20 protein-coding genes are annotated in these 23,841 nt (G+C 57.6%); 7 read left to right on the plus strand and 13 right to left on the minus strand.

What is annotated here, in order from left to right:
• Nucleotides 1–265 precede the first annotated feature (265 nt).
• Entirely contained in the window at nucleotides 266–982 is a 717-nt protein-coding gene (locus CBB91_RS06275) for a hypothetical protein (protein WP_345906741.1), read from the plus strand.
• Between the two features lie 188 nt (nucleotides 983–1,170).
• Nucleotides 1,171–1,638 (plus strand): hypothetical protein, encoded by a 468-nt coding sequence (locus CBB91_RS06280; RefSeq protein WP_035549766.1) that lies wholly within the window; start codon nucleotides 1,171–1,173, stop codon nucleotides 1,636–1,638.
• Between the two features lie 61 nt (nucleotides 1,639–1,699).
• Here CBB91_RS06280 and phaR read toward each other — a convergent pair whose 3' ends face one another.
• Nucleotides 1,700–2,266 (minus strand): polyhydroxyalkanoate synthesis repressor PhaR, encoded by a 567-nt coding sequence (gene phaR / locus CBB91_RS06285; protein ID WP_035549601.1) that lies wholly within the window; start codon nucleotides 2,264–2,266, stop codon nucleotides 1,700–1,702.
• Nucleotides 2,267–2,416: 150 nt separating this feature from the next.
• Between phaR and phbB the strand changes: the two genes are divergently transcribed.
• Complete coding sequence (phbB, locus tag CBB91_RS06290; RefSeq protein ID WP_273012880.1) at nucleotides 2,417–3,142, plus strand: acetoacetyl-CoA reductase; 726 nt, start codon at nucleotides 2,417–2,419, stop codon at nucleotides 3,140–3,142.
• On the opposite strand, the gene CBB91_RS06295 is transcribed toward phbB, so the two are convergent.
• The 4 genes from CBB91_RS06295 to CBB91_RS06310 all read right to left on the minus strand — a co-directional run bounded on the left by CBB91_RS06295 (nucleotide 3,139) and on the right by CBB91_RS06310 (nucleotide 7,025).
• Entirely contained in the window at nucleotides 3,139–4,143 is a 1,005-nt protein-coding gene (locus CBB91_RS06295; RefSeq protein WP_273012882.1) for an NAD(P)-dependent alcohol dehydrogenase, read from the minus strand. The genes phbB and CBB91_RS06295 overlap by 4 nt on opposite strands.
• A 79-nt stretch (nucleotides 4,144–4,222) precedes the next feature.
• A complete protein-coding gene (locus CBB91_RS06300) occupies nucleotides 4,223–5,677 on the minus strand; it encodes an AMP-binding protein (protein WP_273012884.1) in 1,455 nt (484 codons plus the stop codon).
• A gap of 15 nt (nucleotides 5,678–5,692) precedes the next feature.
• Nucleotides 5,693–6,646: an alpha/beta hydrolase gene (locus CBB91_RS06305; protein ID WP_273012886.1), complete on the minus strand. Its 954-nt coding sequence runs from the start codon at nucleotides 6,644–6,646 to the stop codon at nucleotides 5,693–5,695.
• Nucleotides 6,647–6,722: 76 nt separating this feature from the next.
• On the minus strand, nucleotides 6,723–7,025 hold the full coding sequence (locus CBB91_RS06310) for an SCP2 sterol-binding domain-containing protein (RefSeq protein WP_027842057.1): 303 nt from the start codon (nucleotides 7,023–7,025) through the stop codon (nucleotides 6,723–6,725).
• A gap of 173 nt (nucleotides 7,026–7,198) precedes the next feature.
• Here CBB91_RS06310 and CBB91_RS06315 point away from each other — a divergent pair, with 173 nt between their 5' ends.
• Both CBB91_RS06315 and CBB91_RS06320 read left to right on the plus strand, forming a co-directional pair.
• Nucleotides 7,199–8,746, plus strand: coding sequence for a carboxyl transferase domain-containing protein (locus CBB91_RS06315; RefSeq protein WP_273012888.1), 1,548 nt, complete (start codon nucleotides 7,199–7,201; stop codon nucleotides 8,744–8,746).
• A gap of 78 nt (nucleotides 8,747–8,824) precedes the next feature.
• On the plus strand, nucleotides 8,825–9,721 hold the full coding sequence (locus CBB91_RS06320) for a DUF4349 domain-containing protein (RefSeq protein WP_273012890.1): 897 nt from the start codon (nucleotides 8,825–8,827) through the stop codon (nucleotides 9,719–9,721).
• A gap of 42 nt (nucleotides 9,722–9,763) precedes the next feature.
• On the opposite strand, the gene gltB is transcribed toward CBB91_RS06320, so the two are convergent.
• Together gltB and CBB91_RS06330 are read right to left on the minus strand one after the other, a co-directional pair.
• Nucleotides 9,764–14,296: a glutamate synthase large subunit gene (gltB, locus tag CBB91_RS06325; RefSeq protein WP_273012891.1), complete on the minus strand. Its 4,533-nt coding sequence runs from the start codon at nucleotides 14,294–14,296 to the stop codon at nucleotides 9,764–9,766.
• A 4-nt stretch (nucleotides 14,297–14,300) separates the two neighbouring features.
• Nucleotides 14,301–15,746, minus strand: coding sequence for an NAD(P)-dependent oxidoreductase (locus CBB91_RS06330; protein WP_273012893.1), 1,446 nt, complete (start codon nucleotides 15,744–15,746; stop codon nucleotides 14,301–14,303).
• Between the two features lie 233 nt (nucleotides 15,747–15,979).
• Between CBB91_RS06330 and CBB91_RS06335 the strand changes: the two genes are divergently transcribed.
• Nucleotides 15,980–16,831, plus strand: a complete 852-nt coding sequence (locus CBB91_RS06335; protein WP_273012895.1) for an undecaprenyl-diphosphate phosphatase — start codon at nucleotides 15,980–15,982, stop codon at nucleotides 16,829–16,831.
• A gap of 1 nt (nucleotide 16,832) precedes the next feature.
• Here the strand turns inward: CBB91_RS06335 and CBB91_RS06340 are convergent, their stop codons facing one another.
• The 3 genes from CBB91_RS06340 to CBB91_RS06350 all read right to left on the minus strand — a co-directional run bounded on the left by CBB91_RS06340 (nucleotide 16,833) and on the right by CBB91_RS06350 (nucleotide 20,115).
• Nucleotides 16,833–17,837, minus strand: a complete 1,005-nt coding sequence (locus tag CBB91_RS06340) for a complex I NDUFA9 subunit family protein (protein WP_273012897.1) — start codon at nucleotides 17,835–17,837, stop codon at nucleotides 16,833–16,835.
• 165 nt (nucleotides 17,838–18,002) lie between these two features.
• On the minus strand, nucleotides 18,003–19,490 hold the full coding sequence (locus CBB91_RS06345; RefSeq protein ID WP_273012898.1) for a glycerol-3-phosphate dehydrogenase: 1,488 nt from the start codon (nucleotides 19,488–19,490) through the stop codon (nucleotides 18,003–18,005).
• Between the two features lies 1 nt (nucleotide 19,491).
• Nucleotides 19,492–20,115, minus strand: coding sequence for a J domain-containing protein (locus CBB91_RS06350; RefSeq protein ID WP_273012900.1), 624 nt, complete (start codon nucleotides 20,113–20,115; stop codon nucleotides 19,492–19,494).
• Nucleotides 20,116–20,146: 31 nt separating this feature from the next.
• Here CBB91_RS06350 and CBB91_RS06355 point away from each other — a divergent pair, with 31 nt between their 5' ends.
• Entirely contained in the window at nucleotides 20,147–20,419 is a 273-nt protein-coding gene (locus CBB91_RS06355) for a BolA family protein (protein ID WP_035549623.1), read from the plus strand.
• A 402-nt stretch (nucleotides 20,420–20,821) separates the two neighbouring features.
• Here the strand turns inward: CBB91_RS06355 and CBB91_RS06360 are convergent, their stop codons facing one another.
• The 3 genes from CBB91_RS06360 to CBB91_RS06370 form a co-directional block, all read right to left on the minus strand.
• Complete coding sequence (locus tag CBB91_RS06360) at nucleotides 20,822–22,084, minus strand: HlyC/CorC family transporter (protein ID WP_273012902.1); 1,263 nt, start codon at nucleotides 22,082–22,084, stop codon at nucleotides 20,822–20,824.
• Between the two features lie 24 nt (nucleotides 22,085–22,108).
• Nucleotides 22,109–23,251: a 3-dehydroquinate synthase gene (gene aroB, locus CBB91_RS06365; RefSeq protein WP_288145253.1), complete on the minus strand. Its 1,143-nt coding sequence runs from the start codon at nucleotides 23,249–23,251 to the stop codon at nucleotides 22,109–22,111.
• Entirely contained in the window at nucleotides 23,236–23,754 is a 519-nt protein-coding gene (locus tag CBB91_RS06370; RefSeq protein ID WP_345906742.1) for a shikimate kinase, read from the minus strand. Before CBB91_RS06370 ends, aroB begins: the two co-directional genes overlap by 16 nt.
• Nucleotides 23,755–23,841 lie beyond the last annotated feature (87 nt).

A 23,841-nucleotide genomic window follows, 5' to 3' on the forward strand; every position in this document is an offset into this window, starting at 1 on the left:
TTGGGCCCTTTCGAGGTGTCCGCTGAAGACCCTGTCCGGCGCGGCGGGCGGTAACGCTCCATTCCGTAGCCAATACAAATCATCAGGCGGAGCGCCACGGCGCCCGCCGCGCTGTCGGTTCCATCAGGGGCCGAAAACACGAGATACCCGGATGGTTGCGGCCAGTCCGGCTTTGGGCGCTGAGAGCGACACGCCTGCGGTCTTTTGAAGCTGAAAATACACATTTTCGTATCTTTAAAGACGTTTTCAATACAGCCATACAATCATGATGATCCGCACTGTCTTCCTCATGCTTACCCTCACCCTGGCGGGCCTCGGCCTGCCCGCCTCAGCTCAACTCACCAGCGGCATTTCCGGACCGGAAGTGTCCGAAGGGAAACGAGCCGCAGGGTACCGCGCCGCCTATGACCCCGACTCGAACGGTCTGGCTCAACGTGTGCACGTCGACTATGCGCTGAATGGACGTATGCTCGTTCGGGGCGTGATCCATGCCCGCAAGACGGACGCCGAAACAGTTGATTTTGACTATGCCCAAGCCGAGTTGCGCTGGCAGATGACGCCCGATGGTGCGCGCTGGGCGTCTGGTCTGCGGTTTGACGCCCGGCTGCGCGACAATGACCGGCCCGGCCAGGTCTCCCTCCACTGGTTGAACCAGTTCCGGCTATCAGACACGCTCACAGCGCGGTTCACGGCGATTGGCACTGTCCAGACCGGCTCAAACCGGCAATCTGGCACCTTCCTGCAAACGCGCGGCGACCTCGGCTGGGCGATTGCCCCGGACATTGATGTCGGCGCGGAGCTCTACAATTCCTTCGGGCGGACAAGCGATATCCTCCCCCTGTCCGAGCAAAGCCACCAGATCGGCCCATTTGCCGACCTGCCGCTCACCGACAGCCTGTCACTGCGCACGAGCGCCCTGTTCGGTGTCACATCCGGGTCGCCCGATGCCACCTTCCGGGTTTTCCTGACCCAGGATTTCTGACACCCAAGAAGTGGCTCGCCACACGCAGACCATTACGGTAAACGTGTTTTTAATGCAGACGAAGGACGGGTAAGTCCGCCATGGATCGCGAAACCAAATTGGCCATCTCAGGCGCGGCCATCGCAAGGCGGGATCAGAAGCGTCGGGGACATGACGCCTCTGGCGGCAGAACCAGAAAGGGGTCTTTTATGCGCGCAATCTTCGGAATTTTTCCGCTGCTGGTCATTCCGGTAGCGCTCTACAATCTTCTCGCCGTCGGATTTGGCGGATCGGTAGAAACGGCGAATGAGTTTGGCGAGATCATCCGTTCGGATGCAGCGCCGATTCTCGGCCTGCTCAGCGACCGGTTTATCGGCCTGCCGATGATTTCCGGCGTCGAATGGGTCCTCACCAAAGGGGACGCCATTGTCCTGTTGGCCGTGATTTTCCTGTTCCTGGAAATCCTGAAGTCGACCTCAACCGGCACGGCGACGATCATCAATCACGCGGTTTCGATGATCCTCTTCATCGTCTGCCTGATCCAGTTCCTGTTGCTGCCGAATTTTGCAACGTCGACCTTCTTCATCCTGATGTCGATGACGTTGCTGGATGTGCTGGCAGGCGTCGTGGTCACGATCGTCTCCGCCCGACGCGACTTTGGCGTGGGCGATATCTAGACCTGTTTCAAAATGAACCAGTTTTGAGAGCCCGCACCGCGGGCTCTTTTACCGTCCGGCCTCAATCCTTGCTGTAGAGGTCAGACAATTGCTTCTGGATCGCGGCCATCTGGGCCTGCATGTTGGCCAGCGCCTCGGCCTGGTATTCCATCATCGGATTTGCGGCAGGCGCGGCTTTTTCGGCGCTTTTGAGCGTCGGCATGAACAGTTTCATCGCCTCTTCGAACATGGCCATGTTTCGTTTGGCCTGCTGCTCGAAGGCATTCATCGGATTGGCCGCCTTGCGCCATTCCTTCTGCGCCTCGGTGAAGCTGTTCATCGACATCTCCAGATAGGACGGCAGGAAAGCCTGCGCGCCGCCACCATAGAAGCCGATCAACTGGCGCAGGAAATTCAATGGCAAAGCCCCTTCGCCCTTCGTCTCGTTCTCGAAGATGATCTGCGTCAGGACCTGACGCGTCAGATCCTCTCCGGACTTTGCATCGCGCACTTCAAAGTCGCGCCCTTCGCGGACAAGTTCCGAGAGATGGTCGAGCGTCACGTAAGAGGAAGTCGACGTGTCGTAGAGTCGACGGTTCGCGTATTTCTTGATGATGATCAGATCGTCTGATCCGTTTCCCTTGGCCATGTCCTGCCCTCTGCTTCTCAATTCGTCGAAGCAATTATTGTGCTATGCAGCAAGTCTTGCACAAAAATTGCCCGTGACCAATCCGCTATTGCTATCGCACCGGTGGAATGGCTAGCTGATGGCGTCAAACGACACGGGAGGAAATGTGTTATGGCGAAAGTAGCTTTGGTTACTGGCGGTACGCGCGGAATCGGTCGCGCAATCAGCGAAACCCTGAAAGCAAAAGGCTTTGCGGTCGCAGCAAATTTTGCGGGCAATCAGCAGGCCGCCGATGAATGCGCGAAAGAGCTGGGCATCAAATGTTACAAGTTCGATGTGGCTGACTATGACGCGGTCGGCGCGGGCCTTGCGGAGATCGAAAAGGATCTCGGGCCTGTCGATGTGGTCATCAACAATGCCGGCGTCACGCGAGACGCGCCCTTTCACAAGATGACCCGCGAACAATGGCAACAGGTGATGGATATCGACCTGACATCCGCCTTCAATGTCACCCGTCAGGTTTGGGAAGGCATGCGTGAGCGCGGCTGGGGCCGCGTTATCAACATCTCATCCATCAACGGTCAGAAGGGCCAGTTTGGTCAGGCAAACTATTCCGCCGCCAAGGCCGGTCTGATTGGCTTCAGCAAGGCGCTCGCACAGGAAGGTGCTAAAAAGGGCATCACCGTTAACACGGTCTGCCCCGGATACATCGACACAGAAATGGTCCAGGCCGTTCCGGAAAAGGTCCTTGAGGGGATCATCGCGACGATCCCTGTCGGCCGCCTTGGCAAGGCCGAAGAGATCGCCTCGATGTGCGCCTATCTCGCCAGCGATGAAGCCGCCTTCATCACTGGTGCGACAATGACCGTGAACGGCGCGCAGTACATAGCGAGCTAGAGACTCAGCGTGATCTTGCCGAAATGCTGCTGGCTTGCCTGATGGGCAAAGGCATCAGCAATTTCGGCAAGCGGGAAGTCCTTGTCGAGGACCGGCTTGATGCCATTGGCCTCGATCGCGGCAATCATGTCCTCCTGATGCCGCCTGGATCCGACGGTAATGCCGGACAGGGTAATGTTCAGGGAGAACAAAGCGGCGGTGGGCACTTCACCCGCCACGCCAGTCAAAACACCAATGAGGGAGATATGCCCACCCGGACGCGAAGCTGTAATCGATTGGGCCAGTGTGCCCGGTCCGCCGATCTCGACGACCTCATCAACACCGCGGCCTCCGGTGATCGCCTTTGCCGCCTTCCCCCAGTCGGGCGTGTTCTTGTAGTTGATAACGTGATCCGCCCCCAAGTCCTTCAGGCGTTCCAGCTTGACGTCTGAGGACGAAGTCGAAATCACACGGCACCCTGCGGCCTTGGCGAATTGCAGTGCAAAGATGGAAACACCACCCGTGCCCTGGGTCAGAACCCAATCACCGGGCTTCACTTTCGCCTCGACCATCAGGGCACGCCATGCCGTCAGCGCCGCGCAAGGGAGCGTGGCAGCTTCACGATAAGAGTATCCTTCCGGCATACGCGTGAATGCGGTTTCCGGCGCAGCGACAAGTTCCGCGCCACACCCGTCGGCGCCATCTCCGGGAACACTTGCAAAGCCAGCGGCTTCGATCTCGCCAGCTTGCCAGTTCGGGAAGAAGAGCGACAGCACCTTGTCACCGGGCTTGTACTTCGTCACGCCCTCGCCAACTTCAACGACTTCTCCGGCGCCATCCGACATCGGAATGCGTCCATCATCTGTGGGGATCCCCCCCATGACGACAACAAAATCGTGATAGTTCAAACTGCTCGCATGAATACGAACAAGGATCTCTCCGGCCTTCGGCTTCGGGTCTGGACGGTCTTCAATCACCAGATTGCCGGGGCCTCCGGGCTTCTTGACGGCAGCAACTTTCATCTTGGTCTCCTCCTGAATTTTCAACAGGGGAGCTATGCCTCCGCTACGGAAGTCAAGCGATCCGGGAAATCCGTTTCGGTCAAGCTGTCAGCCGCGCTTCCCTCAAGGCCTTGCGCCGGACTTTCCCGGCATCGTCCCGAACCGGGTCAGACACGAATTCAAAACTCTTAGGAATTTTGTAGCGAACAAGATGCTCGTTCAGATGCGCAAGCATGGATGCGTCATCAACCGCGCCGTCTGGCCGGTCGATAATCGCATGGAGACGCGCGCCCATATCCTCATCCGGCAAGCCGATGACGGCCGAAGATCGCACACCGGGATAGGCATCAATCGCGGCCTCGACTTCGGCCGGATAAATGTTTGCACCGCCGGAAAGGATCATGTCGGACAGTCGATCTGTGAGATAGAGATATCCATCAGCATCCATCCAGCCAAGATCGCCCAAACTCTCCCAGCCGCCATCAATCGCTTTTGCTTCCGCGCCGATGTATCGGTAGGTGGAACCCTGCCCCGTCAGGGGGCGCAGGAAAACTTCACCAACCTCGCCCGCGGGCACAGCTTGCCCAGTCTCATCGACGATCTTGATCTCACATGCCTCAACCGGTCGACCGACGGAGCCCTTGTGCTCCAGCCATTCATCACCCCGGATCATGGTTGTGCCCTGCCCTTCCGTTCCGGCATAGAGTTCCCAAATGACCTCTGCTCCGAGCCAATCGATGAAACACTCCTTCAGCCAGGCAGGGCATGGCGCAGCAAGATGCCAGAGCGTCTTCAGACAAGATATGTCATACTTTGTACGGACGTCTTCTGGCAGCGACCAGATTCGGCGCATCATCGTCGGCACCATGTACACAATGTCGATCTGGACGCGCTCAATCGTCTCAAGGGTTTTCTCGGCATCGAAACGCGTCGTGATGGCTACAGTACACCCTCGGAACAAAGCCGTCATGGCCCAGACAAAGGGCCCGTTATGATAGAGCGGCCCCGGGACCAGCATTGCACCCTGCTGCTGGATTTCCAGAAAAGGAAGCTCCGTATCCCACGCTGCAGGCTGGGCCGACACGATCAATTTGGGGCGACCAGTAGATCCACCACTGGTCATGGCCTTGAGTGAGGCAGCTGTGCGCTCTGGTAGCGCGTCGTCAGAGACGGCGGCATCCGGTTCAAAGCCCAGTGGCACGGACGGCGTCCCTTCATATTCTCCCGGCTGAACGCCTATGATCAGCGATGGTTTGCCAAGCTCAATGATCTGGTCGCGCTCATGTCTGGGAAGCTTCGCGGAAATAGGCTGCGGTGTTGCGCCCAGTTTCCAGACTGCGAAACAGGCCGAGAAAAACTCAATACTGTTCGGCAGGGCAATGGTGACGAAATCGTCCTGTTTCACACCCAAGGCTTCATATGCGCGTGCCAACCGGTTCGTGGAGGCGTCCAGATCTGCCCATGAAATGGCGTCGCCTTCGTGATCGATGGCAACACGGTCGGGCTGCTGCTCTGCCCAGAAACTCAAGATGCGTGATAGAGACAGAACTGGCATTGGATTTCCTCGCTTTTATATATCCGCGCGCTTCAGCAGGCGGTGGAAACCCTCCCAGAACTCCTGTCTACGGTCTTCGGTTTCCATTAGAATTTCATGCATCGCCCCTTCGACGACCACATGTTCGCAATCTGGCAGCTTGGCGCAAATCTTCTCATGTGACGCATTGTCGACAAGTTGCTCTTCTTCAGCGGACGCGACAAACACCGGAATGGTTACTTGCTGCAACGTCTTCGGCTTTGTGAATGTATCGAGAATGTTCAGCGATGCGCCAAGCCATCCCCAGGTCACGGGGCCAAGCTCCAGATCCGGTCGCGCCTCGATCAGAGCGCGCTGCATTTCCCAATGTTTCTTGTCATGGGTCACAATATTGGTTTCGAATGTTTCCGGCGGTCCGGGCTGGATAGCGTAGTCACCGGCGCGCCCCGTCGCGCGCATGGCCCAGACGAGATATCGCATTCCAAGAAAACGTGACTTCAGCCCCCACATGGGTGCGCAGAATGCCGCCGCATCGACCTTGACCAATCCCTGCGAAATGGTCGCCAGCGCGATCGCACCGCCCATGGAGTGCGCGAGCGAAACATGAGGCCGCGGCAGCCGCTCTTGAAGACTTTCCAGACCGTTCGCAAGCGCCCCCATGAACGTCTCGAACCGGTCAATGTGTCCCTTCTTCGTATCGTCCAGCAATCGCTCCGACAGGCCCTGGCCCGGCCAGTCCAGGATGACAACGGCAAAGCCCATCTCCTGTAACTCGCGCCCGACCTCGAAGTATTTCTCGATGAATTCCGTTCGCCCCGGACAAACGATCACCGTACCGCGAGGATTCGATGCAGACAGGGCTGGCGCGATACACGCTCTTAGATTGCGCCCGCCACTTCCCTTGAACCAGACAATCTCTGCGCCATCCGGCGGAGGATTTCCCGGGATCAGAACGAAGGAATCGTCGAGGATGTGAGGGGCCGTCGTCATGCAAAGCATCCAAATATAAAGAGGCCGCCCAAGGTTTCCCCGGACGGCCACTGAGATCAAGTTCGTTTCAGCGTGATTAGCTGAACTTCTTCATCAGGTTCTGCAGCTGCATGGCGACAGACATGTCACCTTCAACTTTCAGCTTGCCCTGCATGAAGGCCATTGTCGGGTCCATGGCACCTTCGGAAATCTTCACGAAGTCGTCCCAATTGACCTTGATGGTGGCGTCGGCGTCTGAGTCGGAATTGTCGGCCTTGCCGGCCACGCCGTCGATGAACAGCTTGCCAGCGTCACCGAAATCGAATTTCACCTTCTTGGTGAAGTCGCCGCCAGCCTCGACTGCGGAGTCGGCTTTCGAAGTAAGTTCTGCGAGATCCATTGAAATCCTCCTTGAATGGACTTGAGGCGATAAAGCCGATCCTGACAGCGAATGGCAAGACTTCAACGGCGACATTTCCTTGATTTGATTCAGCTGTTGCGGGGAATCGGAGAATTGCTCAGGTTTTGAAATCCGCTTGACCTAGCGTAGCGGAAGCATGGAAATTCACGCGCATGAGTTGGCAAAAATCGATTGAAGAATTGCGTCGGCGCGAGCGGCTGGCAGAGAAAATGGGCGGCGAAGAGCCCGTATCCCGACAACGAGGACGCGGAAAACTGACGGTCCGCGAGCGGGTCGCGTTCCTGGCCGATCCCGGCAGCTTTCACGAAATCGGCAAGATCGCTGGCAATGCAACCTATGGCGCAGACGACGAATTGGAGCATTTTACGCCCTCGAACTCAGTTATGGGTCGAGCGCAGTTGAACGGGAAATCCACGGTCATTCTGGCCGATGATTTCACCGTCCGCGGCGGGGCCGCTGATGCATCAATCTGGCAAAAGATGGTGCAGGCCATCAAGATGGCAGCCGAATACCGCCTGCCTCTGGTGCAGATGATTGACGGCACGGGCGGCGGCGGATCGGTAAAGATGCTGGAAAAGGATCCGCGCACATACATCCCGGAGACACCAGGCTGGAACGAAATCACTCACGGTCTGACACAGGTTCCGTTCGTCTCCCTCGCGCTAGGCCCGTGTGCTGGTATGGGCGCAGGCCGGGTCGCCGCCAGCCATTTTTCTGTCATGGTGAAAGAGCTGAGCCAGGTATTCGTTGCTGGCCCGCCAGTTGCCATTGCGCTTGGGGAAGATGTCACCAAGGAAGAAATGGGTGGTTGGAAAATCCAGGGGCAGAACGGAACCGTCGACAATGTGGTGAATTCGGAAGCCGAGGCGTTCGAAACAGCCCGTCGCTTCCTGTCCTATCTCCCAGCCTCCGTGCACGAACTTCCGGAACGGGAACAGCCGAAGGATACCCCCGACCGACGCGAAGAAAGTCTGATCTCCATCGTCCCAACAGATGGCAAGACACCCTACAAGCCGCGCAAGATCGTCGAGGCGACAGTCGACAAGGGCAGCTTCTTCGAAATCGGCCATGATTGGGGCCGCGGTATCGTTTGCGGTTTCGCGCGGCTGGACGGGTATCCAGTCGGCATTCTCGCTGGCGACCCATTTTTCCTTGATGGTGCCTGGACGGCGGATGTTTGCGACAAGGTCGCGCGCCATATGGATCTGTGTTCGCAGTTCCACCTGCCCGTCGTCCACTTCGTGGATTGTCCCGGCTTTGCGGTCGGCGTGAAGGCGGAAACGGCGGGCGTTACCCGCGCCGGCGTGCGTGCCATGACCGCGATCTATCAGGCAGACGTTCCTGTCTGCTCTGTGGTTATCCGCAAGGCCTACGGCTTGGCCGGGTCTGCCATGATGAACCAGAGCCGTACCAAATGGCGCTATTGCTGGCCGAGCGGTGACTGGGGCAGCTTGCCCATGGCAGGCGGCATCGAAGCGGCGTTCCGCAAGGAACTGGCCGAAGCCAAAGACCCCGAAGCTCTGAAAGCCCAGCTCTACAAGAAGTTCGACGCGATCCGGTCACCCTTCCGCACGGCAGAGTCTTTCTATGCTGAGGAAATCATCGACCCGCGCGATACGCGCCCCCTACTCGTGGACTTTATCCACCACGCCTGGCGAACGCTGGAGCCCGGAGAAAGACGCATTGGGTTTCGTCCCTGACACCCTGCCTGATTTCCAACCTGATCTTGCCATTTTGCTGGTTTCATGTGGAAGTCCGCACGGACGTGGAGGGACCAGATGAAACTCAAGATACCAACATTCACAGCCGCAGCGCTCTTGCTCGCGGCATGCGGCGGGCCAAGCGGGGAGCCAATCGAACGCTCCAGAATGTCTGCCCCGGCAGCTGCTCCGATGATGGAGCAGGACATGGCCGTGGGCGAGGCCTTCTCCAAATCGGGCACCGATGGCGCGCCAGTTGACGACGTTGCGCAACAATACATTGCCTATTCGCATTCCCTCGGACTGCGCCTGCCAGTCAAACAGATTGAACCAGTGATGCAGGGGCATGTAGCCGCCTGCAACGCCGCAGGACCATCCGTCTGCATCGTCACAAACTCCTGGTTCAACACCTATTCCGAAGATGAGGCCTCTGGATCGCTCCAACTACGCGCGACACCTGACTGGATAGAAACATTCCTCAACGGCATTGACGAAGAAGCCGAGCAGGCGAACGGAGACGTCACGAACCGCCAGACGACGGCTGAAGACCTCACCGTTTCCATTATTGACACCGACGCCCGGCTGAATGCTCAGCAGACTTTGCAAAAACGTCTGGAGGAATTGCTCGCCAATCGAGACGGAGAACTCGGCGACCTTCTGGCGACCGAGCGGGAACTGGCAAGGGTGAATGGTGAGATCGACTCTCTGAAATCTTCGCTCAAAGCATTGATGTTGCGCGTGAACATGAGCCAGCTCAGCGTGAACTACGAGACAAAACGCAATCCAGTTTCTCAAAGTGCACTCTCGCCAATTGGAAATGCGTTTGGAGACTTCTTCTACAATCTATCCAGCGCCCTCGCCGCCGTAATCACTGCCTTTGCGGTCGGGCTGCCGTGGTTGATCCTGATCGGTGTCTTCCTATGGATCTGGCTCAAACTGGTCTGGCCCCGGATACGGCGGAAGAAACCTCAATAGCGAAAAAGCCCCCGGATCGCTCCGGGGGCTTTTTCATCAGGCCTATGCCAGTGCTTTCTTCCTGGACTTGGGCTTCGTGTCGCCCAACAGAAGATGCGCAATTTCCTTTGGCACGATCATCAAGATCTCTCGGGTCGTTGTTTCCCAATTCTCGAGCAGGTCCTTCGCACGCAGAGATTTGGTCCGCTTGAAATGTTCTTCGATGAGGGCCTTCGCTTCAGCGATATGATCCGCTTTCATCTCGGCAAGCGGATACCAATCAATGGCTTCCGGGTTGGCCATCTTCTCAAACTGATTGTCCGGATCCCAGATATAAGCCGTTCCACCCGTCATACCGGCGCCGAAATTGTCACCAACCGGCCCAAGAATGACGGCCTTTCCGCCTGTCATGTACTCACAACCGTTTGCGCCACAGCCTTCGATGACCGTCACAGCACCGGAGTTTCGAACCGCGAAGCGAACACCCGCCGTCCCAGCCGCGAACAGCTTGCCAGCCGTCGCGCCATAGAGACAGGTATTCCCGATGATCGCATCACCGGCGCGATTGCGCTCCTTCGGCCGTGGAGAGACAACGATGGAGGCTCCTGACAAACCTTTGCCCACATAGTCGTTCGCATCGCCAATGACTTCCAGCAAAAGACCCTGTACGGAAAACGCACCGAGTGACTGGCCTGCTGAGCCTTCAAGGCGGATATGCAGGCGGCCTTCGGGCAAGGCTTGCATACCGAACTTGCGCGTGATGGCAGAGCTCGACCGCGCGCCAATACCGCGCATCGTATTCTGAACGCCGTATTCCAGCTGCATTTTCTCGCCACGTTCGAAGAATGGTTCGGCATCGCGCAGGATCTGGGCATCCAGCGTATCCGGAACTTCTTCTCGACGATTCGGCTGATAGATGACCGGCGTTTCTGTATCGACCTGCACCAGAAGCGGGTTGAGATCGAGATCGTCCAGATGCGTGGAACCACGGCTGACCTGAGTCAGCAGATCTGTCCGTCCGATCGCTTCATCCAGCGATTTCAGGCCGAGAGATGCCAGAATTTCGCGCACGTCTTCGGCGATGAAGCTCATCAAATTAACGACTTTATCCGGAGACCCGGTAAAGTGCGCACGCAGAGCTTCATCCTGAACACAAACGCCAACCGGGCATGTGTTCGAATGACATTGGCGGACCATGATGCAGCCTATGGCGACGAGCGCGGCCGTGCCGATACCGTATTCTTCCGCACCCAACATGGCCGCAATCACAATATCCCGGCCGGTGCGCAGGCCACCATCTGTCCTGAGCGTCACCTTGTTGCGCAGATTGTTGAGCGACAGGATCTGGTGCCCTTCAGCCAGGCCAAGCTCCCAAGGCAGGCCCGCATATTTGATCGAGGTCTGAGGGCTTGCACCGGTACCACCAATTCCGCCTGCAATCAGAATGACATCTGCCTTTGCCTTCGCAACCCCGGCGGCAACCGTGCCGACACCCGATTGGGCAACCAGCTTCACGCAGACACGTGCCTCTGGGTTGATCTGCTTGAGATCATAGATCAGCTGCGCGAGGTCTTCGATCGAATAGATATCATGATGCGGCGGTGGCGAAATCAGCGTAACGCCCGGCGTTGCGTGGCGAAGTTTCGCGATGAGTTCCGTCACCTTGAAGCCAGGCAGCTGGCCGCCTTCACCCGGCTTCGCACCCTGGGCGATCTTGATCTCGATTTCTCGGCATTGGTTCAGATATTCCGCCGTCACACCAAATCGACCAGATGCGACCTGCTTGACTGCAGAATTCATATTGTCGCCATTTGGAAGAGGACGGAACCTCGCACGGTCTTCGCCGCCTTCCCCGGAAACGGATTTCGCGCCGATACGGTTCATGGCAACATTCAACGTACCGTGCGCTTCCGGACTGAGGGCGCCCAAAGACATGCCCGGTGTCACGAAGCGCTTGCGAATCTCATTAATCGACTGAACGCTGGATACCGGAACCGGCGCCCCGGCAGGCTTGAAGTCCAGCAAGTCACGCAATTGAATCGGGTCGCGCGAGTGAACAGCCTCCACATATTTGCGATAGATGGAATAATCGCCGCGGTCACACGCAGCCTGAAGCGTATGGATCAGATTTCCATCCAAGGCATGCGGCTCTTCGGATGCACGCAAGCGGTAAAAGCCACCCACGGGAAGCGAAACCACGTCCTCATCGAATGCGGCCTCGTGTCTGACGAGAGCATTCTCTTCAAGGCCCGCAAGCCCGAGCCCGGAAATCCGGCTGCTCATGCCTGGGAAGTAGTCCGCCACGAGTGCGCGGGAGAGACCCAATGCCTCGAAATTATAGCCACCGCGATAAGACGAGATTACGGAAATGCCCATCTTGGACATGATCTTCAACAACCCGCCCTCGATGGCTTTCTTGAAGTTCAGCACGCATTCATTGAGATCGAGATCCCCGAACAGCCCTCTTGCTTGGCGGTCGGCGATGATATCTTGCGCCAGATAAGCGTTCACGCAAGTCGCACCGACACCAATCAGAACCGCAAAATAATGCGTGTCGAGACACTCTGCAGACCGCACCGTGATGGAGCAGAACGTCCGTAGACCCTGGGCTACGAGATGAGAGTGAACCGCGCCCGTCGCAAGGATCATCGGGATGGCGATCTTATCAGCAGACTGATGCTGATCGGTCAGAATGATGTGCTCACGACCTTCACGTACCGCATCTTCCGCTTCCTGACGGATACGGCTGAGGGCGTTCTTGAGAGCTGTGCCGTCGCCGGCCGCATCAGACTCGTCGAACGTACAGTCGATTTCTGCGGTCCCGACACCCAGCCGATCGATCAACCGGTCATACATCCCGTTGGTGAGAACCGGGCTCTCCAGCACAAACACTTCCTGCTGGGATTTATCCGTGTCCAGCACGTTTCCGAGATTCTTGAAGCGGGTCTTCAAGCTCATGACGCGTTCTTCACGCAGCGGGTCAACAGGCGGGTTTGTCACCTGGCTGAAATTCTGCCTGAAGAAATGACTCATTGGGCGATAGGAGTATGACAGCACGGCTGTCGCCGTGTCATCACCCATAGAACCGATGGCCTCCTTGCCACCCTCTGCCATCGGCGACAGGATGAGCTCCAACGTCTCAAGCGTGTATCCCGCCGCGGTCTGACGTCGCAGCAGGTCTTCCTTGTTGAACATCAGTGGCTCGGGCCCTGGTCCGATTTCCGGCTCGAGTTCTGTGACAGCCTTGAGCCAGTCTTCGTAAGGCGCCTTGCCCGCCAGCAGGTCTACAAGCTCACCATGCTCATAGAATTTGCCGGTCTTGAGGTCCGCCGCAATCATGCCGCCGGCCTGAATCAGGCCGCGCTTCGTCACTTCGTGATCGCCAAGCGGACACATGCCAGCTTCCGACCCGACAGCCAGAATACCGTCCGCCGTCAACGCATAGCGCAGAGGGCGCAGACCATTCCGATCAAGGCCAGCGATTGCCCAACGGCCATCATAAGCCGCGATGCCAGCCGGGCCGTCCCACGGCTCCATCACGGAATTGCAGTAATCGTACAGAGCCTGATGCGACGTGGGCATCACGGAATCGCGTTTGGACCAAGCTTCAGGAATAAGCATGGCTTTTGCCATCGGAGCTGAGCGCCCCGATTTACAGAGGATTTCGAAGACTGCATCCAATGCCCCGGAATCTGATGTGCCATCCGGAATAACCGGCTTCACGTCGTCGACATGGCCACCAAATGCCTCGGACACCATGCGGATTTCATGGCTCTTCATCCAGTTCTTGTTGCCGCGAACCGTATTGATCTCGCCATTATGCGCAATCATTCGGAAGGGCTGTGCCAATGACCATTGGGGAAAGGTGTTGGTCGAGTAGCGCTGGTGATAAATTGCGAAGGCAGAGACGAAACGTTCGTCTTTCAGATCCAGATAAAAATTGTCGATATCCTGAGCAAGGAACATGCCCTTGTAGATCAGGGACGAGTGGCTGAGCGAACAAACGTAGAAAGATGGAATGGCCGCTTCGCGGGCACGGCGTTCAATCCGCCGGCGGCAGATATAAAGCGCACGCTCCAGGTCTTCGGGGCTGCGTCCCATCGCGTCACGGAACATGATCTGTTCGATTGCCGGGCGTGTGTCTTTCGCCTTCTGACCGATAACGGTCACATCGACCGGCGGCTGACGCCAACCATAGATGTAGAAGCCGAAATGCAGGACTTCAGTCTCCACCAATGTCCGCGCAGCTTCCTGCGCTGCAAAATCCGTTCGTGGCAAGAAGATCTGGCCAACACAGATCGGGTCATCTGTTGGGTTATGGCCCGTGCGCGTGACATGCTCCCGGAAGAAATCCTGAGGCACTTCCACGCGAATACCGGCGCCATCGCCTGTCTTGCCGTCAGCATCCACTGCTCCGCGGTGCCAGACATTTTTCAGAGCCTCGATGCCCATCTCAACGATTTCGCGGCGCGGCTTGCCATCCAACGCAGCCACCAGGCCAACGCCACACGCATCGTGTTCGAACTCGGGGTCATAAGCATGGCCGTCGATCAAGCGCTGACGGTTGGCTTCATACTGCTTTACATAATCTGACATGTATTTACTCCGCCGCCACTTTAGAGGCGCGCTCTTGTGCTTTCATCGCCTTGTGCATTGCGTCCGCTGCGTCACGGCCATCCTTGATGGCCCAAACGACGAGCGATGCTCCGCGTACGATATCGCCCGCGGCGTAAACACCCGGCAGGCTGGTTTCCATTGTGGCGTAATCGACCCGCACCGCGCCCCAACGGTTCACGGTCAGCGTCTCTTCTCCAAACAGCTCAGGCAGGTCTTCCGGATCAAAGCCAAGCGCCTTGATGACCATGTCGGCCTTCAGGTCAAAGGTTTCACCGGTCTTCACCGGAGACTGGCGACCGGACGCATCAGGCTCACCCAGTTTCATGCGGCTAGCCCGCACGGCTTTCAGCTTGCCGGCTTTTGTATCGAGAATTGCCTCCGGTGACGCGAGCCATTCGAACGTGACACCCTCTTCTTCTGCGTTCGCCACTTCCCGTTGGCTCCCCGGCATGTTGGCGCGGTCCCGGCGATAGAGGCACGTGACGCTCTTTGCCCCTTGGCGAATGGCAGTCCGGACACAGTCCATTGCGGTATCGCCGCCTCCGATCACCACAACTCTTTTCCCATCGGCGTTCAGGGTCCCATCATCATAGGCTGGGACAGCGTCGCCAAAATTCTTGCGATTGGAAGCGGTCAGGTATTCCAGCGCCGGGAAAACGCCTTCATTGCCACTACCGGGGCATTTCAGGTCCTTCGCCTGGTACACGCCGGTCGCGATCAGAACCGTGTCATGTTCTTCGCGCAGGGTCGCAAGAGAAACAGTCTCCCCAACGCGCGTATTGAACTTGAACGCGATGCCGGAATCTTCCAGCCGTTTGATGCGACGCTCGACGACATCTTTCTCAAGCTTGAAGCCCGGAATACCGTAGACCAGCAGACCACCCCCGCGATCATACGCATCANACACGACAACNTGGTAGCCNTTGCGGCGCAGCTGTTCCGCCGCCGCCAGACCCGCCGGGCCAGCGCCNATAATGCCTGCCGATTGAGCCCGCTCCCGNGGTGGCTTGATAGGAGTTACCCAGCCCTGCTCCCANGCATTGTCNGTNATNTATTTCTCGATCGAGCCGATTGTCACCGTGCCATGACCGGACTGCTCGATTGTACAAATNCCTTCGCACAAACGATCCTGCGGGCAGATGCGGCCACAGATTTCCGGCATGTTATTGGTCGCAGAGGACACTTGATATGCCTCTTCAAGGCGNTCTTCCGCCGCCAGTTTCAGCCAGTCNGGGATATTNTTCGATAGCGGGCAGCCTTGCTGGCAGAATGGAACGCCGCATTGGGAACAGCGCGTTGCCTGCTCTTTCGCCTTGTCCTTGCTGAACTCTGCATAGATNTCATCGAAATCGTCCTTGCGATCCGTCGCGGATCGCTTTGTCGGCATGCTTCGCTCGACCTTGATGAATTTCAGCATCTTTTCTGCCATAGTGGCGCTCCTGACCTTGGAAGCCCGGGCTTACGGCGTGAGCGCCTTATGCGCAATAGTATATCGCGCTTTATATATTGTTTCGATATGTGTAATTCTGCACAATCGNAGAAAACACTTCAATATGAGAAACAGTCTCATATTTTAATATTATTTTGATATGTAGTGATTTGATGGTTGGTTTACCGAATTGGGCTAGGTGCAAACTGTCGGAATTCAACTAGGTTCGCGCCATGTCACTCCTGCAGCTTGCCATTATAGCCCTCCTTCAAGGCACCACCGAGTGGCTGCCGATTTCGTCTTCGGGGCACGTTCTGCTTGCAGCAGGCTATTTCAGTGCAAGTCCTGCGGATGAACTGCTCATCAACGCAGTCTCAAATATTGGCACTCTGCTGGCCATGCTCATCTACTTCAGGAAAGACGTCGCAGATGCCGTTGCGGGCGGATTCGAACTGATCGCCGCACCCGTTTCGAAATCACCTCTTTCGAAAGGGGCACGCCTCGCCGCCGCCGTCATCGTCGCGACCCCCATCGCCCTGATTGTCGCCGTTTCCTACGAATTGTTCCTGCCAGAAAGCATGCTCTCGACAATGCGAAGCATCTACGTGGTTGCAGCAACCACTATAGTGTTCGGCGCGCTCCTTTGGTGGGCCGACGCCAAGGGCGCACGAACGCGCACAGAAGAAGACATGACGCTCTGGCACGCATTCCTGATCGGTGCCACGCAGGCCATCGCAGCCATTTTGCCGGGGACAAGCAGGTCGGGCATAACAATGACGGCCGCGCGAGCATTGGGCTATGATCGCACGGAAGCCGCCCGCTTCTCGATGCTGATTGGTGCCCCCATACTGGCGGCGGCCGGTGGATATGGCCTCATCGGNCTCATGTCCGCTGATCCTGCCAGTTCAGTCCTGACGCTTCAGGATGGCCTCGTTGTTGCGGGCATCTCATTCATCAGCGGTCTCGCGTCCATCTGGTTTCTGATGTCACTGCTCAGCCGAATGAGCTTCCTGCCCTTCGTTATCTACCGTTTTGCGCTCGGTGCCGTCCTGATCCTAGGCTCACCCATGATCGGGCTGCTCTAGATCAGGCTTCAGAAGCTTTGTGGAACTCGCCATAATCCCGGAAGCGCCACAGGTAGCCCGGCACGATGGCCTCCACCGATTCAAGATCAGTAATGCCAAGATCCTTCAGGGTCAGCGCATCGTCGGCCACCACATTGTCGGTTTTCAACATTTCAACCTGGTCGGCTGTCAGCGGCGGATCNCCNAGAAAGCCCCAAGAGAATGGTGGNACGTAGCGCCACACAGCAGCGCTCAGATAACCCATCGGCTTGGCCACGAAAAAGGGCAACGGCACTGTGAACCGGCGTTTGTCGATGGTGGAGAAGATCACGTCATACAGCTCATTGAAGCTGTAAGTCCGCGGGCCGCCCAATTCGTAGGTCTTGCCGGCAGCCGCCTCATTATCCACCGCAGTCGCAATCGCTTCAGCCACATCCCCTGCATACACGGGCTGGAAGCGCGTCTTCCCACCGCCAAGCGCAGGCAACAGCGGCAGCACGCTCATGATGGGTGACGTCGCCATCGCGGCGAACCGATTGAAGAATTCGTCTTCCGGGCCGAACACGATGGAAGGACGCAGAATCGTAGCCGTTGGCACGGCTTCGCGCACGGCCGCTTCGGCTTCAGCTTTCGTCCGCGCATAGTCTGCATCAGAATCGGCGTCCGCGCCAATTGCGGAAACTTGAACGAAGCGCGTGATGCCCTTCTCGGCCGCAGCAGCGCCNAGAACTTTAGTCCCCTCGCGTTGAGCGGATTCAAACGTCTGCGCNCCCTTTTCGAACATGATGCCAACCAGATTGACNACTGCNTCGGCGCCTTCCAGCGCGCGATCAACGGATTCCCGGTTGCGGATATTGGCCTGAACGATATCGACCCATCCTGGAGGGCCTGCGAGGCGAACATCACCCGCCGTATTCACATGGCGACACGCAACGCGCACACGCCAGCCCTTTTTCACGAGTTCACGGGCAGCATAGCGACCGATAAACCCCGACCCGCCGAAAACAGTTACCAAGCCTTTGGTCATCTTCAGTCTCTCTCATGGCGGCCATGCCGCGATAATTCGATTGGGGCCTTTGATCATAGACCCTTCCGCCTGTCTACCAAGCGAGCGCGGGCGAATCAGCGCGGACGTGCAGATTGTCCATTTCGACTTGCCGGGTTGCCCAATCCGGCATCGGAAATCTGGAATCTATGCCCCGTAACGTTCTGCAAACCAATCGGCAAACGCCCGTCGCTCGTTCTCACTCATGTGCAAGCCAAGCTTCGACCGACGCCAGAGAATGTCCTCGGCTGAGCGCGCAAACTCCGACTCGACCAGATAGTTGACCTCCGCCTCGAACANTCCCGCCCCNAACGCCNGCCCNAGTCCCGCTTCGCTTTCTGCCTTTCCAAGCAGAAGCCGGACCCGTGTGCCATACGCCCGCGCCAACCGCTCAATCAGTGCAGGGTCTAGCGCCGCATACTCGCGCAGCAATTCGCCCAGAAATGAAGAGAAATCAGCGTCCGGGATATCCCCTCCAGGCAGGCTTGCGGTCTGGGTCCAGTCCGGCGCAGTTTCAGAAAATATACCTGCCAAGGTCGCCATCGCGTCCTCGGCAAGCTCCCGATAGGTCGTGATCTTTCCGCCGAAGACCGAGAGGATCGGGGCGCCTGCCCCATCATCGAGCTTCAGAACATAGTCTCGCGTAACTTTGGAGGCGTTAGCAGCGTGGTCATCGTAAAGTGGGCGTACGCCTGANTAGGTNGCCGCGACATCTGCTGGNGTNACCGGCACCTTGTAGTACTCACTNGCCCCGTCGCAGAGGTATTCGATTTCATCCTGAGTGATCTCGACCTTGTCGCGATCAGCATCATAGGGAACATCCGTTGTGCCGATCAGGGTGAACTCTCCGCGTTCATACGGAATTGCGAACATGATCCGGCCATCGCCATTCTGGAAGAAATAGGCGTGATCACCCTCATGCCATCGCGGCACGATGATGTGACTACCCTTGACGAGTCGGAGATGCGTCACGTCCGGCTGGTTGCTATCGAGGTCCAGAATGTCATCAACCCACGCGCCGGCCGCGTTGACGACGGCCTTGAACTGCCGGGTGTGTGTTTCGCCTGAAGTTTCGAGAACGGCTTCCCAGTGATCGGTGTAGCGCGTGAGTGATATGCACCGGGTTTGAGTCAGGATTTCGGCGCCGCGCGCCTTCGCATCAACCGCGTTCAACACAACGAGACGCGAGTCCTCCACCCAGCAATCTGAATACTCGAAGGCGAGCCTGAACTCATCTTTCAAAGCATCGAGTTTAGACGTCGACTTTCGGCGAAGCGTAGTCGTGGCTGGCAGGATCTTTCGTCCGCCAAGATGGTCGTAGATGAAGAGTCCCAGCCGTATCAGCCAGGCTGGTCGCAGCGCCTTGTGGTGCGGAAGGACAAACCGCATCGGCCATATGATGTGAGGCGCGGCCTTGAGCAGGATCTCGCGTTCAATCAGTGCCTTGCGAACTAGGCTGAAATCATACTGTTCGAGGTAACGCAGGCCGCCATGAATCAGTTTGGTACTGGAGGAGGATGTGTGCTGGGCCAAGTCATCCTTTTCGCACAGGACGACATCAAGCCCCCTGCCCGCGGCGTCGCGCGCGATCCCCGTGCCGTTGATCCCGCCGCCGATCACCAGAATGTCGTGCATCTCAGCCTTTCATCAGGCCNGCGGCCTTCAGCAGCTTTCCTGCGCGCAGGACGCGTTGCAGCTTGTGCTCCGAAGAACGGTCACCCTTGTTCGAATCCGGATGGAACCGCCGCACATATTCCGCGTAGCGCGCACGGATTTGCGCTGGCGTCGCGTCTGTTTCGAGATCCAGTTCCTTCAATGCGCGGGTCTGAAGCGTATTGCGGTTGCTCGAACTCGCGGCCTCGCCATTTGCCACGTCATCCATGTTGAAGAACCGGCTACCCGCCCAGCGGCGCGGATCAAGCTTCTGAGCGCTCTTTTCTCCCGCCAGCGGACCTGTTCCAAATTTCCAGGTACGCTTGTGGCCAAACCGTTCCTGACGGGCAAAGGACGCGGCTTCCGCCTCCGACATACCTTCGAAGAAGTTGAAGCTGCGATTGTATTCCGCCGCATGANCCTGACAGAACCAATGGCGTCCATTTCCTTTGCGTTTCGGCGCAGGATGCGTCCCCTCAAGGTCGCATTCCTTGTGGTCACAAACACGAGTCTTCTGGGCACGCGCACGTGAAGCCTCGTCTTTGGGAGGCTTGATGCGTATATCCTTGAACTTCACGCGATAGGAAAATGGGTCACTGTCTGACATGGCCCGGCATAATAAGGAGAGCAGGTTAAAGATGCCACCGCCAAGTGACAGGTTATCGCGAATTCGTGACCTTTTGACCGAGGCTTTCGAACCCACAGAGCTCGAAATCACGGATGATAGCCACAAACACGCCGGGCATGCCGGGGCCGCACCGGGTGGCGAAACCCATTATTCCGTGCGAATCACATCCGCTGCATTCGAAGGATTGTCCCGCGTCCAGACGCAGCGNGCCGTTATGCTGGTATTGCAGCCTGAATTCGATACCGGGCTTCATGCTCTTGCGCTGAAGGCGAAACCGGCCTGATTCTTGAATTTCCTATCTTCTGGCGGAACCGAATTATGACTCGTTCATTAATTCCACANCCGTCGAGGAGAACGGGTGATGGTAAGAGAATTGATGATCGCCGCAGCTGNGGGCGCAATGTTCATGGGTTCAGCGAGCGCCGAGCCTGCATCTGATGAGATGAATCTGGGCATGATGCACTGGATTCGCGACACGGTTTGCACACCAGATCGCGAAATCGTCTTCGTGCCGGTTTCGCATGATATTCCAACCCTTCAGGGGGAGTGGGCGGTCATCGCGATGGACAATCCCGATCCGAATTCGGCCCACATCGTGTCCTTGAACGAAAAGAANTGGCTGAAGGCCAATGGGTGCGACGAAGACCCAGCCGATACGCTGCAGATGGCNAGCCGGAAAACCGAATCAGCTCGTCTCGGCCTCTGANANATTCAGGCCGGTCACTTGATTGCGCTGTCGGCGCANCACGTTGAACCGATACCCGTGGAACACAAAGCTTTGGCCTGGCTCAGGGATGGTTTGCGCCTCATGAATAACGAGACCCGCGACCGTCACGGCCTCCTCGTCGGGCAAATTCCATCCAGTCGCGCGATTTAGGTCNCGAATAGGGACCCAGCCATCAACATTCACAGACCCATTCGGCTGCGGGCGCACGCCTTGCACCGCCACGTCATGCTCATCATGAATGTGGCCGACGATCTCTTCAAGAATGTCTTCGAGCGTGATCAGTCCCTGGAGCTCGCCATACTCGTCCACGACGAGTGCAAAGTGACTCCGCTTTTGCAGGAACGCATCGAGCTGATCCTGAACTGGCGTTGTCTCCGGAACGAACCACGGCTTGCGAAGCAGGTCTTCAAGATTGAGCGACGACAAGTCTCCGCCAAGGGGCAACGCAGCACGCAACAGGTCTTTTGCGTGCAGAATGCCGACTATCTCTTCCTTCTCGCCGCGATAGAGCGGCAAGCGCGTGTGCGGGCTCGCCATGGCCTTCATGATAAGCTGGCGCGGCTCGAGATCCGCATTCAGCATCTTGATGTTCTTGCGGTGGATCATGACGTCTTCGACTGTCAGTTCCTTCAGGTCCAGCGCGCCAACAAGGCGCAGCCGGTCTTCGGCGCCCACACCGCCNTCGGANGCGTGGAGATCAATCGCGCCTCGAATTTCCTGTTCCGCAGAAACCGCTTCCGCCGGAGTACCAAGACCNAGCACACGAAGCGTCACGCNGACCACAAACTGGATCAGGACGACGATCCACGACACGGCAAGAACCAGGGCGCCGATCGGTCTGGCCACACTCATTGCCATCGTATCCGGACGTGAAATCGCATACGTCTTCGGCAACACTTCGGCGAACACCAGCACAAGAATGGTCATGACNCCCGTCGCCATNACNAGGGCNAACCCGCCCTGGCCAAACAGCGCCGTAAACAGCGACGTCGCCAGAACCGAGGCAAGAATGTTCACGAGATTGTTGCCGAGCAGGATCGCCCCGATCAGGTTTTCCCGATTGGAGATCAACCGGTTCACCGTTGCGGCACGCTTGTCGCCATCCTTCTCCAATTGGTGCATTCGGGCGCGCGACGCCGCTGTCAGTGCGGTTTCCGAACCAGAAAAAAAGCCTGACATGCCAAGCAGCAGCAGGATGGAAATGGCATAACCGATAATCATGGTGTGGGTCTCATGGCGAGAGGATCAGGTCTCCAGCAATTCGTTGCTGAGAAATGCTTCGACNAGGGATAAGTCTGCATCCTTGTGGATGTAGGATTGGCCAATGCCTCTTGCGAGGATGAGCGGCACACGGCCNCCGCTTGCCTTCTTGTCCTGCTGCATCAGTTCGACCAGACGAGCAGCTGTATANGGCCCGCCCTGTCGTCCTGGAATCGCATATTGAAGGCCCGTCGCCTTCAGATGTGCGGTCACGCGATCGGCATCCGTCTGCGGCGTAAGCCCTCGAGACGCACCAAAGCGGAAGGCGAGCGCCATGCCGATGGCGACCGCTTCACCATGCAACAAATCAGGGGCATACCCGTTCGCGGCCTCAAGCGCATGGCCGAATGTATGCCCCAGNTTCAACAGGGCTCGCGCNCCGGTTTCGCGTTCATCTTCGGCAACGATCGCCGCTTTCGCNCGGCAGGATGTGGCGACAGCATGCGTGATGGCTTCGGCCTCCAACGCCAGGACCGCTTCGCCATTCGCCTCGAGCCAGGCGAAAAACTCCGGATCATTGATCAGGCCGTACTTCACAATCTCTGCATAGCCNGCCCGCAGCTCTCGCGCAGGCAGGGTTTCGAGCAGTGCCGTGTCTGCAATGACCAGTTGGGGCTGATAGAAAGCGCCGATCATGTTCTTGCCGCGCGGCGTGTTCACGGCGGTCTTGCCCCCGACAGAAGAATCCACCTGCGCCAACAGAGTCGTCGGCACCTGAACGAACTTCATGCCCCGCTTCATCAAGCTGGCCGCCANCCCGGTGATGTCACCGATCACGCCGCCGCCNAGCGCGATCAATACGTCGCCGCGGTCTGCTGATGATTCCAACAGCCAATCCAGTATGTCTTCGAGATTGGAGAAGGATTTCGTTTTCTCTCCTGGCAGGAGGGACTTCCAGATTGTCNTCACGCCCGTCGGGGCAAGCGCTTCGTCAAGCCGATGACGATGTATCCGCTCTACGGTTTCATCTGTCAGCACAAAGACGCGTGGCTGTTTCAGCATCGGCGTCAGACGCTCCCCCAANNGGTCAAGCGCACCATGACCAACAAGAATGTCGTAGCTGCGATCCGCGAGGTCTACGGTCACCGTATCAAGTGGGGAAAGGGTTGTGGTCACTTCGGCGTCCATGTCTGAAGGGCTTTGTAGATGGCGTTGACTGTATTGATGTGCGGACCATCCTTCGATGGCACCACNAAATCGGCTTGCGAATAGATTGGCTCNCGCTCAGCCAAAAGGCTGGTCAGGACATCCTTCGCATCCGGCCGCCGCAGCAGCGGGCGCGTATCGCGTTTCTGAACCCGCCGCCACAGGGTTTCGAGATCCGCATTCAGCCAGATNGTGACAGCATTATCGCGCATCAATTCGCGTGTTTCTGCGTTCAGGTACGCGCCGCCGCCCGTAGCAAGCACATGTGGCGGCTGCTCCAGCAGGCGTTTCAACACCTGCTGTTCCCCTCTCCTGAAATCTTCTTCACCGTGCAGCGCGAAGATATCGGTGATCGACAGGCCCGCCGCCTTCTCGATCTCCGAATCACTATCGTAAAATTCACGGCCCAGCTTGTCCGCCAGCCTGCGGCCAACCGTGGATTTTCCTGCCCCCATCAATCCCACAAGCGCGACCGTCCGCGACATGTAAGGCAATGTCGCGCCATCGGGTCTGGAAGTACTGTCACTATCAGATGGCATTCTGGACTTTCGGGCTCCGTTCGGTTCTTGTCC

The organism is Hyphomonas sp. TMED31 (assembly GCF_002172815.1).
GTDB lineage: Bacteria > Pseudomonadota > Alphaproteobacteria > Caulobacterales > Hyphomonadaceae > Hyphomonas > Hyphomonas atlantica.